We start from the raw sequence: 12,111 nt of genomic DNA, 5'->3' as shown, positions 1-12,111 counted from the left end.
CCAACCCTTCTCGCTGTTTAATTCCATGGCAAAACCGGATCTCAAACCCGAGAATATGTGGGGTCTGACGCCCATTGATCAGATGGTGTGTCGTATTCAGTTTGCCAAGGCGGATTATCGGGGCAGGTTCACGCCGCCGAACACGACGAAACCTATCATCGACTACCCTGGCTATAACGGTGGCGTTGACTGGGGTGGCGTAGCCTTTGACCCGGCGCGTGGCCTTATCATTGCCAACTATAACGACATGCCGAACTACACCATTCTGGTCACACGTAAAGAGGCCGATGCGCGTGGCTGGAAGGCGCGTGACATTCTCAATGATCCTCAGACCGAGGGGAAAGCGGAAGGTGCGGGGGACCCGCAGGAAGGTATCCCTGTTGCAGTCAACGTTAACGCTGGCTGGCAGTTGCCGTTTACCGGCATGCTTTGTAAAGAGCCGCCTTACGGCGGGATCCGCGCCATTGATATTCGCGATGGCCGTACGGTTTGGGATCGCCCACTGGGTACTGCACGTGAAAATGGTCCCTTCGGCTTGCCAACCGGATTACCTATCGAGATAGGCACGCCAAACAATGGGGGATCGGTGGTCACTAAATCGGGGCTGGTGTTTATTGCCGCCGCGACGGACAACCTGCTGCGCGCCATCGATATCACGACCGGCAAGACAGTGTGGTCAGTCGCGTTACCGGCCGGTGCGCAGGCCAACCCCATGGTGTATGAGCAGAACGGACGCGAATACGTTGCCATTACGGCAACCGGTCATCACTTCATGCATACACCACGCGGTAACTTCGTTATCGCCTATGCCCTGCCTCAATAACGGCGAAGTGTAATAACCCCGCCGCCCTCTCCTGCAGAGGGCGGCTTTTTTGTCCGCGACCTTCCTCACTCGTGCAGTTACCAACCCCTAAGAGGACTTCACGAACTCAAAACACCAGCTGGACCTTGGCCGCGCGTGCCTTGTCTGAAGCAAGCTCCAGCGCGTGCGCGGCTTCCTGCATGGGCATTTCTGCCGACAACAGCGGCAACGGGTCAATTTTTCCTTGTTCCAGCCAGCGAACGGCCGTAGTGAATTCGTCGGTAAAACGAAACGAGCCTCTTAACTGCACCTCTTTGACCAGCAAGGGACCTATCGGATAGTTAACCTCCGCCGCCCCCATGCCAAGCTGTACGATTATCCCGCCGGGACGGGTGAATTCCACCAGCGACACCACCGCAGCGCCTGCACCCGATGCCTCGAAGCAGACGTCGAAGCTGCCTCCGTTTTCAGCCCAGACGGCGGTGTGAGCCGTGTCTCGTGGATCCAGCGTCAGGCTGGCGCCCATCTGTTTTGCCAGTTGACGGCAGCGGTCGCTGACATCCGTTGCCACGACTTCTGTCGCGCCGCTTGCAAGCGAGGCGGCAATAACCAGACAACCAATCGGCCCCGCGCCGGTAACAAGTACACGCTTTCCGACAAGATTTCCGGCCTGACGCACGGCGTGAATGCACACCGCCAGCGGTTCGGCAAAGGCGATGACCCTGGCCTCGGCATTCTCGCTATAAGCAACACATTGTTCAGGGCTTACCGCCACATAGTCTGCAAATCCGCCATCGACATGCGGGAAGTATTGCGCGCTGCCCATAAAGCGCATAGCGCGGCAGAGATTCTGTCTGCCCTCCTGACAGAGCCTGCATTGTCGGCAAGGCCGGGAGGGATTCACAGCCACGCGCTGACCCGTTTTCAACGCGGCATTTTCAGGCGCATACTCGATAACGCCGACAAATTCATGCCCTAGAATCATGGGCGCTTTCAGCACCGACATTCCGGCGCGACCCTCCTGATAATAATGAATGTCAGAGCCGCAAATCCCGCCACGCTCAACCTTGACCAGTACCTGCTCGTCACGCCAGCTCATCTCGCGTGATTCGCAGCGCACATCATGTGCGGCATTGACGATAACCGCGTTGACAGTTTTCCGATGCATTTTGCCTCCCTTATGCGTTTGACGGGGTTTTGAATGTGTTCTTTTCTGCGGCGGACGCTTCACCCGGGGGTGTCATGACTTCGATTTTGCCCACCAGCAGCAGATAGGCCAGAAAGCCCATCAGGGCAACAGCGGCGATATACCACATGGCGTACTGGAAATTGTGGGTTCGCTGTAAAATGACGCCAATGATAATGGGGCTGACAATGCCCGAAAGATTGCCGAAGATATTGAGAAATCCGCCCACGGTGCCAATGAGATGGCGCGGAATCACATCGCTGCACACCACCCAGCCCAGATTGGAGAAAGCATTGGCGAAAAAGGCAATCGACAGGATACCGATGGCAATGACCGGGCTGTCCTGGAAATAATTGACCAATGCTATCGAGCAGGTCAGCAACATTCCCGCCATTACCGGCAGTTTTCGGGCAAAGGTCCGGCTGCGGCCGCGCTTTAACAGAAAGTCACTGAGGGTTCCGCCACACAGTACGCCCGCCATCGCCATGAGATACGGGAACATGGCGCCCATTCCCGCCTTGTCGATAGACAGATGCAAACCTTTCTCGAGATAGACGATAAACCAGGTCAGGAAAAAATAGAGCGTCGACGAGGCGGCAAACTGCGCAATAAACAGCCCCCAGGTAGTGCGCTGACGCAGAATGTATTTCACCGATTTCCAGTTGACTCGGCTGCCGCTATTTTGCTGATTCACCGACCCGTATCCCCCGCCCCGACGAATAAGGTCAAGCTCCGCGGGGTTCACTTTATGGCTGTGCTGCGGATCGCGATAAACAATCAGCCAGTAAATACCAAAGACAATGCCGACCAGACCGGAAAGGTAAAACGACATCTCCCAGCCCCATTCACTCACAATGAAAGACAGCAGCGGTGTGAGCAGAGCCAGACCGATATATTGCGCGCTTGAATAGGTCGCGGTCGCTCTGGCGCGTTCGTGGTCGGGAAACCAGGTGGCAATGATTTTCGTATTGGAGGGAAAGGACGGGGCTTCAGCCACACCAATCAGCGCACGACATACCAGCAACATCATGAATGACGCCGTTGCCGTGGTGAAAAAGTGATGTGAAGCCAGTCCCATCAGGAGCGTAAAGAGACTCCAGAGTACAATCGCGCTGCCGTAGAGCCAGCGCGAACCCAACCGGTCAAGCAGATAGCCGACCGGAATCTGGCTCATGGCGTAGAACCAGGTAAACATCGAAAACAGCAAGCCAAGCTGCGTGGCGGACAGGTAGAACTCGCCCTGAATATGCGATCCGGCCACCGCCAGATTCGCCCGGTCCATGTAGTTGATTGCCGTAACCACAAACAGCATCAACAAAACGCGAATACGAACACGGGAAGCGTCTTTCATCATCACCTTTTCTCCCTCAGTAAACCGCGCGAACCTGTGCCGCTGGCGTCTTCATACTGCTGAAGGTCGTGAACGCGGTCAGTAAAACGGCAACAATCAGCGATCCTCCCATGAAGATGTACGACGCGCCCGGACTGCCGGTCAATCCGTTGAGGTAGCCGACTATCCAGGCTCCCACGAAGGAACCCAGCGCGCCGAAGCAGACCACAAAGGACATGGCCCCCGCCACGACATTTCGCGGCAGCATTTCTGGAATGGCCGCAAAGAATGGCCCGTAAGGCGTATACATCGCCCCGCCTGCAATAACCAGCAACACCCACGACAGCCAGAAGTGCGTCGCGCCCAGTGTAAAGGAGGCGATAAAGCACACAGCGCCAAGTCCAAGGAAAAGCACAACAATAAGCTTGCGCTGCTGGAATTTATCAGAGAACCATGACGCGCCGAGCATAAGAGGAACGGCGAGCAGATAAGGAGCCGCCGAAAGCCAGCCGGTCGCCACAATGCCCATTCCGGAGGCGCTTTTCAGCATCGACGGCAGCCACATAATGAAACCGTACATTCCGATGTTCCAGAAGAAGTGAATGAAGGCTAGCGCCAGCACCTTCGGCGAACGAAATGCTTCGCGGTAATTTTTAACCGGCTTGATGGATTGCTGTTCCGCCAGCAGCGCATTTTCCACCGCCCGCTTTTCGGCCTCGGTAAGCCACTTCGCATCGTGAGGGCGGTCGGCATAGATGCGCCACCAGATGAACGCCCATAATATGGCCGGCACCCCTTCAATGATGAACATGCCGCGCCAGCCAAATGAATTCACCAGATATCCCGAGAGAATTGACATCCACAGCACGGTAATCGGATTACCGAGGAACAGGAAGGTATTGGCTTTCGAACGTTCCGCGCGGGTAAACCAGTGACTGAGAAAAATGAGCATCGCAGGCATGACCACACTTTCCGCAACGCCGAGCATGAAACGTATTCCCGCCAGCAGTGCCACGCTGTGCACCATACCGGTGGCGGTAGCCAGCAAGCCCCAGAGGATCAGGCTCCAGAAAATAAGCCGTTTGGCCGAATGTTTTTCTGCATAAATGCCCCCGGAACCTGGAAACAGAAATATCCGAGAAAAAAGAGAGCACCCAGCAAGGAGGAGATAGCGGGCGTGATATGCAAATCTTCGGCAAGACCCGCTGCCGCACCAAATCCATAGTTGGCTCGGTCGAGGTAGGCGAGGCTGTAGGTAATAAAGGCGATCGGAATAAGTTTACCCCAACGGCTGGCCGGTAAATTCCCTGCAATTTTTGAGTTCATAGTTTAACCTCGTGACGCTTATCAGGTAGGGTACGGCCAAGTCTGAAGCTCGGCTCTTGCGTAGCAGGCTGTTGTTTACAGGGTCGCCAGCCAGCCGCCATCGACGTAAATCATTTGACCATTGATATAGTTGGATGCCGATGACGCCAGATAGATGGCCGTTCCGACCAGTTCGTCAGGCTTGCCCCATCGGCCGGAAGGATTACTGCTGCAGACCCACTGATTGAATGTTTCGTTTTCGACCAGCGCTTCATTCATATCGGTCAGGATATACCCCGGTCCGATACCATTGGTCTGGATATTGAAAGCGGCCCATTCCGCTGCCATCGATTTAGTCAGCATCTTGATACCGCCTTTCGCCGCCGTATAAGGTGCGACGGTAGCCCGTGCCGCCTCACTGGTCAGCGAGCCGATATTGATGATTTTGCCGCCGCGCTTGCGTTCAATCATGCGTTTTGCCGCCGCGCGCGAAACCAGAAAAGTGCTGGTCAGATTGACGTCCAGCACGCGCTGCCAGTCACTCAAGGCGAGTTCCAGCATCGGTTTTCGAAACTGAATACCGGCATTGTTGATGACGATATCGACGTGTACGTCTCTGGCATCGAGTTGACGAAATACCGATTCGATCGCCTCTTCATCCGCCACATTGAACAGAAAGCCTTCGGCTTCCAGATCCTGTGCGTGCAATTTTTCCAATGCCGCACTCATGTGCTGCTGCTGTGTCCCGTTCAGAATGACTTTGGCACCCGCCTGCGCCAGGCCTTGTGCGTAGGCAAATCCCAGGCCGCGCGTTGAACCGGTAATCAGGGCAACTTTCCCCTCGAGATTGAATAACGTCTGCATGAACCACTCCTCATGTAACATGACTAACAAGTGAATGAAATGGTTTTACGTTAAGCTCAATTGAACGGCAATTGGCAGGGTGCAAATTTGTAAGACAACTCACAAACTTTTAACGTCATGGTGGAGAGCACTTAGAGGGTAAAACTTTTAAGTTATTGATTAAAATAAATAATAAACCCTCACCTGCGTTACTCACTTCAATGCCTTCAAAATAATCGCTTGTCATTACCGTTGCCACAGGTTAAAAAAACGTAAGACATGTAGGACAAGTGAGAGATGCCGTGGCGTTGGAAAGTATCCAGAAACATAATGTGGTCGATGTTATTTACGAGCAGATGAAGCAGAACATTCAGAACGGGTTGTGGAACCCGGCTGCAAGCTGCCTTCGGAGGCCGAACTGACGGCCACGTTCAAGGTCAGCCGCGTGAGCGTCAGGAGTGCCGTGCAGAAGTTGCGCGACCTGGGCGTGGTCGTGACCCATCAGGGAAAGGGAACCTATGTCACTCGCGAGGTTCAGCGTTATGGTGCGTTTAACGATAATCAGCCAATCCTGCATCTCTCTCAGGAAGAGTTTGATGACATGCGCGTTTTTCGCCAAACCGTCGAGTTTAAATGTCTGGAGTTGGCCGTTCAGAATGCCAACGAGGAAGACGTAAAAACCCTCGAAAATGCACTGAATCGCATGTTAATCAGCAAAGATGACTACAAAAGATATTCGGTGGCAGACTACGATTTCCATCTTGCGATTGTGAAGGCGTCACACAACAAGGTATTCATTCACGTAATGGAATCTCTTAAAGGGATCTATATCCATTATCTTGAGGAATTAAACCGCGTACTGGGCATCACCCTCGAAAGTGTGGAAGCCCACATCAAAGTGTTTATGGCGGTGAAAAACCGCGATGCCACCCTGGCAGTTGAAACGCTAAATGGCGCCATGACCCATAACGTACATGCCATTGAGGATGTTCGTCACAAGTAATGATTTAACCAGCCCGCAAGGGCTTTTTAATTGATAGAACATGTAGGACATCATACAACAAAGTGGCTTGAAAAGAGCGAGGAGCACTATGAGTAACCTGAAGATAACTGACGTCAAGACTATCCTGACTGCACCTGGCGGTATCGATTTGGTCGTGGTGAAAATTGAAACCAACGAGCCGGGTTTATACGGGTTGGGATGTGCGACTTTTACCCAGCGAATTTATGCCGTCGCTTCGGCCATCGAGCATTACATGAAGCCGTTTCTTATCGGCAAGGACCCTGCCCGCATTGAAGATATCTGGCAATCCGCGGCAGTGAGCGGCTACTGGCGTAACGGGCCGGTGATGAATAACGCCCTGTCGGGCGTCGACATCGCATTGTGGGATCTCAAGGGCAAGGTGGCCAATTTACCCGTTTACGAACTTTTGGGTGGCCGGTGTCGTGACGGCATTCCGCTTTACCGCCATTGCGACGGGGCCGATGAATTCGAAGTAGAAGACAATATTCGCGCGCGTATGGAAGAAGGCTATCAATATGTGCGCTGCCAGATGGGGATGTACGGCGGAGCCGGAACAGATGATTTACGTCTGATTGCCGGTAAGCTTGCCAAGGCACGCAATATTCAGCCGAAGATCTCGCCCCGCAATCCTACGCAGGGCATTTACTTCGACCCCGATGCCTACGCGCGTGCGGTTCCGCAACTGTTTGATCATTTGCGTAATAAACTCGGCTTTGGTGTTGAATTCATTCATGACGTCCATGAGCGCATTACTCCCATTGCCGCGATTCAGATGGCGAAATCCCTCGAGCCTTATCAGCTGTTCTTCCTTGAAGATCCGGTCGCGCCAGAAAATATCGACTGGTTGAACAAAATGCGCAGTCAAAGCAGCACCCCTATTGCCATGGGGGAATTATTCACGCAAATCAATGAATGGAAGCCGCTCATTCAAAATCATCTCATTGATTATATTCGTTGCCATGTCAGCACAATTGGTGGAATTACACCTGCGAAGAAACTGGCGACGTTCGCCGAACTCTACGGCGTGCGCACCGCCTGGCATGGTCCGGGGGATATTTCACCGGTTGGCGTTGCAGCGAATCTGCACATTGATATGAGCATCACCAATCTGGGCATTCAAGAATATACCCCGGTCAATGAGGCGCTGCAGGAGGTGTTCCCCGGTTGTCCGGAAATTGATCGGGGTTATGCGTATCTCAGCGATCGTCCGGGGCTGGGCGTGGATATCAATCTCAAAGAAGCCGCAAAATATCCCGTATCCGGCGGCATTCCAGAATGGACTCGCGCGCGACTGCCAGACGGCACGGCGGCAAGGCCGTAACATTGCCCCGCTCAGGCTGCATCACAGTCCGGCTAAAGGGAAGACGCCTCCCGTCGCCCGCCGCAAGGCGGGTTGTAGTCGTGCAACATTAAGCTGCACCAAAATATTATGCGCTGTTCGGCCCTTCCCTGCAGGCGGACTCCGCATGGCGATTGCTACCTTGACTCGCCCGAAGAGTACGCCACTCTCATCGCCCTGCGGTCAGGCTTTTCGGGTTGAAAGAAGAATACTGGTTTCCGTATTGTATATCCCCTCAATGCGTCGAATGCGCCCCAGTATCTGATCGAAAGCCTCCAGATTATCTGCGCGCAATTCCACCATTAAATCCCATTTTCCGTTGGTGGTATGCAACGTGTGCACCGCCGGTTCGCCTCTTAACTGCTGAATGATCGTTGACGCCCTGGCCCCTTCCACCGCGACACTCATCCAGGCTCTGATGCGGTTCTTCTCTATGCCCGGTTTTATCTTGATGGTATACCCGGTAATGATCCCTTCCGCCTCCATTATCTCGATGCGTTTCTGCGCCGTAGTGCGAGAGATGCGCACTATTTTGGCAATATCTGTAACCGACATGCGGGAATTGTCTCTCAACAAGGCCAGGATCTGGCGATCTGTATCATTCATTTAATCAATTTGCTTATGTAAAGATTCGATATGCTAATTATCTATTCTTTTTGAACATTTTAGCAACTATCTCAAGTCATTTCGTTTTTCCATACTGTCTATCTTTATGACAATAGTGAGAAAAAACGATGACACGCTTTATTGACCTCGCGGATATGAGCCGACTGGTGAACTTGACCGGCATTGCCCCCTTCATCAAGCAGCTTGTTGATTATATTGAACATGATTTCAAACGCTGGTCAGCGTTCGACAAAACGCCACGGGTTGCCAGCCATTCCGCCGTGGGCGTTATTGAATTGATGCCTACCGCCGATGCCGAACTGTACGGATTCAAATACGTTAACGGGCATCCGCAAAATGCATTGAACAATCAGCTTACTGTCATGGCCTTTGGCGCACTGGCCGAGGTGAAAACCGGTTTCCCCCTGCTACTCTGTGAGTTCACGTTGGCGACCGCCCTACGCACAGCCGCGACGTCGGTGATGGCGGCGAAATATCTCGCCAATCAGGATGCCAAAAGCATGGCGGTTATTGGCAACGGTGCGCAAAGTGAGTTCCAGATTATCGGTTTTAACGAGGTTCTGGGCCTCACCGACTTCTATCTCTATGACATTGATCCCCAGGCTACCGAAAAATTGATGGGTAATCTGAATGCCTATCCAGGTATTACCCTGCATTTTTGTCGTTCTGTCGATGAGGCGGTAGCAAACGCCGACATCATTACCACTCTTACTGCCGATAAAGCCAACGCGACCATTATCACTGCGCAACAGGTTAAACCGGGCGTGCACGTCAACGCCGTAGGCGGCGATTGTCCGGGTAAAACCGAGCTGGATGCCGAATTATTGACGCTGGCTGACGTCTTCGTGGAGTTTCCGGAGCAGACTCGCATTGAAGGTGAAATTCAGCAGATGCCGCAAGACTTTGCGGTGACGGAGCTGTGGGAAGTTATCTGTGGTCATGAAATCGGCCGCCGCTCTCGCGACAGTATTACCGTGTTCGACTCCGTGGGTTTCGCCATCGAGGACTTCTCGGCACTGCGCTTGATGCATGATCTCGCGCAGCAACATCACATTGGCAAATCAATCGATCTCGTCCCGCAACCCGAAAATCCTCGTGATCTCTACCGCTTGCTGTGCAGGCAGGAGTAATTACGCATGCAAACCACCAATACTGTCCTCATGGTTCGCCCCGCAGCGTTTATGAGTAATCCTGAAACACGGGCGAGCAACGCGTTTCAGAAAAGTGCGGGAAACCTCCAGGATGTGCAAACCCGGGCGCAGGTTGCTTTCGACAGCTATGTTCAGGCGTTGAGAAATGTGGATATCGAGGTCCATGTTATTGATGACGCTGCCGAACACGGCACGCCTGATTCGCTCTTTCCGAATAACTGGATTGCGATGCTGGAAGACGGAACGCTGTATACGTTTCCGATGGAGGCACCGAATCGCCGTCGCGAAAGACGCGAAGATATTATTCTTCAGCTTGCCACCGACTTTGTCGTGAACAAGCGCATCGATTTATCCGCGCATGAACTTGAAGGGCGCTATCTCGAAGGAACAGGGTCACTCATTCTCGACCATGACAACCGTATTGCCTATTCCTGCCGATCATCGCGCAGTTCCACTCTGGTGGGACAGGAGTTCGAGCGGCTTTCAGGGTACCGTATTGTCTGGTTTGACGCGCATGACCAACATCGGCAACCGATTTATCACACCAACGTCATGCTCAGTGTGGGCAGTCGCTTTGCCATTGTCTGTCTGGATGCCCTGCCTTCGCTGCATGAGCGTCGGCAACTGATTGATGCGTTGCAAAGCACGGGGAAAACCCTTATTGCGGTCACCTTTGAACAGATGGCCTCTTTCACCTGCAACGTTCTTGAACTCAAAGATAAGTCTGGAAAACCCGTGTATGCCATGTCGACACGCGCATGGGAAGCTTTCACTACCGCACAACAATGCCAGATTTCGAGTTACGCCAGACTGGCTTTGGGGCCGCTGGATATCATCGAAGATCTCGGCGGAGGTGGCGCACGTTGCATGCTGTGTGAAGTGTTTCTCGAAAAGCGCATGGCCTATAGCTGATTATCCGTTGCTTTACGTCGCCCGACATCGCGTCGGGCTGAACATCTCACGTCACGGCTTCCCCTTATAAGCACATGAACTCGTTAATACCGGAGTGGTTTATGCACAATAACAATATTTCGGCAAGACATTGCCGGGCACCATCCGATACCCGAAAATTGAAACAACAACTCGACAACCGCCATATACAACTTATCGCCATTGGTGGCGCCATTGGTACCGGACTGTTTATGGGGTCGGGTAAAACCATTAGTCTTTCCGGCGTCTCCATTATATTCACCTACTCGATTATCGGTTTTTTCCTGTTTTTTGTTATGAGAGCCTTGGGCGAATTGCTGTTATCCAATCCTCGCTACCATACCTTTGCCGATTTCACCGGTGAATATTTAGGTCCCTGGGCGGGGTTTGTGATTGGCTGGACCTACTGGTTAAGCTGGGTGGTCGCCTGCGTGGGAGATGTCGTCGTGATCGGCGGCTATATGCAGTTCTGGTATCCCGACCTTCCCTTGTGGATCCCCGCCTTTGGCGCACTGATATTGCTGCTCTTTCTCAATATTCTGTCAGTCAAACTCTTTGGCGAGATGGAATTCTGGTTTGCTATCATCAAAGTGGTGGCCATCGTGGCACTTATTGCGGTTGGCTGCTGGATGGCGTTTACAGGTTATACCTCGCCCGATGGTGTGAAGGCCTCGTTTAGTCATCTGACGGAGCGGGACACGTTATTTCCTCATGGTTTTGGCGGATTTTTGGGCGGCTTTCAAATTGCCCTTTTCTCTTTTGTCGGAATAGAACTTATCGGCGTCACCGCCGCCGAAACCAAGGATCCTGAAAAGACCTTACCCAAGGCAATTAATTCGATTCCGGTACGCATCCTGCTTTTTTATGTGCTTTCGATGGCCTGTATTATCGCAGTCTCTTCATGGCATCATATTTCCGCTGATACCAGCCCCTTTGTTTCACTGTTTTCCAAGGCTGGCCTTCCTGCCGCCGCCGCGGTGATTAATTTCGTTGTGTTGACGTCGGCGCTTTCCTCCGCCAACAGCGGCGTCTTTTCAACCAGCCGGATGCTGTTCGGGCTTGCCAGAGACAATGCAGCACCTAAAGCGTTGAGTAAGCTCTCCGCATCCAACATTCCCCTAAGAGGATTATTACTTTCCGGCTTTTGCATGCTGTGTGGAGCGACAATTTTATTTGTCATGCCCGGCGTCATGGCGGCTTTCACTTTACTCTCGACGATGTCGGCCATTCTGCTTATCTGCATCTGGAGTATGATTATTGTTTCCTGGCTGGTGTATCGGAAAACTCGCCCGGATCTGCATCGACGCTCCAAGTTTAAAATGCCCTGTGGTAAAAGCCTGTCTTACGCCTGCCTGATATTCTTTGCCTGTATGCTGGTCGTGCTCTCGCTGCGACCCGATACCCGAATGGGGCTATTTATTTCGCCTCTGTGGTTTATCTGGTTGGCGATCGCCTATAAAAATAAGAAGGAGAAAACGCGTGTGCCCGTGGCCAGCAAATCATTTGATTGAAGCATCAGGTTCAAGGGTGGGAGGATTCACCCTAAAGAAAATCCTGCCGCCAGATTCGTACGG

9 protein-coding genes and 2 pseudogenes are annotated in these 12,111 nt (G+C 52.8%); 6 read left to right on the top strand and 5 right to left on the bottom strand.

The genetic code is table 11. The features are described from left to right. The first annotated feature begins 25 nt into the window (after positions 1-25). Positions 26-823 carry an outer membrane protein assembly factor BamB family protein gene (locus O1V66_RS04940; protein ID WP_269128157.1) on the top strand — a complete coding sequence of 266 codons (798 nt, stop codon included), beginning with the start codon at positions 26-28 and terminating at the stop codon, positions 821-823. A gap of 106 nt (positions 824-929) precedes the next feature. Here the strand turns inward: O1V66_RS04940 and idnD are convergent, their stop codons facing one another. The 4 genes and pseudogenes from idnD to O1V66_RS04920 form a co-directional block, all read right to left on the bottom strand. Then, positions 930-1,970: an L-idonate 5-dehydrogenase gene (idnD, locus tag O1V66_RS04935; RefSeq protein WP_045046909.1), complete on the bottom strand. Its 1,041-nt coding sequence runs from the start codon at positions 1,968-1,970 to the stop codon at positions 930-932. A gap of 10 nt (positions 1,971-1,980) precedes the next feature. Then, complete coding sequence (locus O1V66_RS04930; protein WP_414058473.1) at positions 1,981-3,342, bottom strand: MFS transporter; 1,362 nt, start codon at positions 3,340-3,342, stop codon at positions 1,981-1,983. Between the two features lie 13 nt (positions 3,343-3,355). Continuing rightward, positions 3,356-4,644: pseudogene (locus O1V66_RS04925) on the bottom strand (MFS transporter). Between the two features lie 75 nt (positions 4,645-4,719). Beyond that, positions 4,720-5,487, bottom strand: coding sequence for an SDR family oxidoreductase (locus O1V66_RS04920; protein ID WP_045046911.1), 768 nt, complete (start codon positions 5,485-5,487; stop codon positions 4,720-4,722). Between the two features lie 281 nt (positions 5,488-5,768). Here O1V66_RS04920 and O1V66_RS04915 point away from each other — a divergent pair. Together O1V66_RS04915 and O1V66_RS04910 are read left to right on the top strand one after the other, a co-directional pair. Continuing rightward, positions 5,769-6,469 (top strand): annotated as a pseudogene (locus O1V66_RS04915) (FadR/GntR family transcriptional regulator). Positions 6,470-6,557: 88 nt separating this feature from the next. Then, positions 6,558-7,811, top strand: a complete 1,254-nt coding sequence (locus tag O1V66_RS04910) for an enolase C-terminal domain-like protein (protein WP_045046913.1) — start codon at positions 6,558-6,560, stop codon at positions 7,809-7,811. A 201-nt stretch (positions 7,812-8,012) separates the two neighbouring features. Here O1V66_RS04910 and O1V66_RS04905 read toward each other — a convergent pair whose 3' ends face one another. After that, positions 8,013-8,435 carry an Lrp/AsnC family transcriptional regulator gene (locus O1V66_RS04905; protein ID WP_045046914.1) on the bottom strand — a complete coding sequence of 141 codons (423 nt, stop codon included), beginning with the start codon at positions 8,433-8,435 and terminating at the stop codon, positions 8,013-8,015. 128 nt (positions 8,436-8,563) lie between these two features. Here O1V66_RS04905 and O1V66_RS04900 point away from each other — a divergent pair, with 128 nt between their 5' ends. The 3 genes from O1V66_RS04900 to O1V66_RS04890 all read left to right on the top strand — a co-directional run bounded on the left by O1V66_RS04900 (position 8,564) and on the right by O1V66_RS04890 (position 12,048). Next, positions 8,564-9,586, top strand: a complete 1,023-nt coding sequence (locus O1V66_RS04900) for an ornithine cyclodeaminase (RefSeq protein ID WP_045046915.1) — start codon at positions 8,564-8,566, stop codon at positions 9,584-9,586. A gap of 6 nt (positions 9,587-9,592) precedes the next feature. After that, on the top strand, positions 9,593-10,519 hold the full coding sequence (ctlX, locus tag O1V66_RS04895) for a citrulline utilization hydrolase CtlX (RefSeq protein ID WP_045046916.1): 927 nt from the start codon (positions 9,593-9,595) through the stop codon (positions 10,517-10,519). Positions 10,520-10,620: 101 nt separating this feature from the next. Then, entirely contained in the window at positions 10,621-12,048 is a 1,428-nt protein-coding gene (locus O1V66_RS04890) for an amino acid permease (protein WP_045046917.1), read from the top strand. Positions 12,049-12,111 lie beyond the last annotated feature (63 nt).

Source organism: Rouxiella chamberiensis, assembly GCF_026967475.1.
Classification (GTDB): Bacteria; Pseudomonadota; Gammaproteobacteria; order Enterobacterales; family Enterobacteriaceae; genus Rouxiella; species Rouxiella chamberiensis.
Note: the sequence above shows the minus strand (reverse complement) of the source record. Positions and strands in the feature narration are given on the sequence as shown.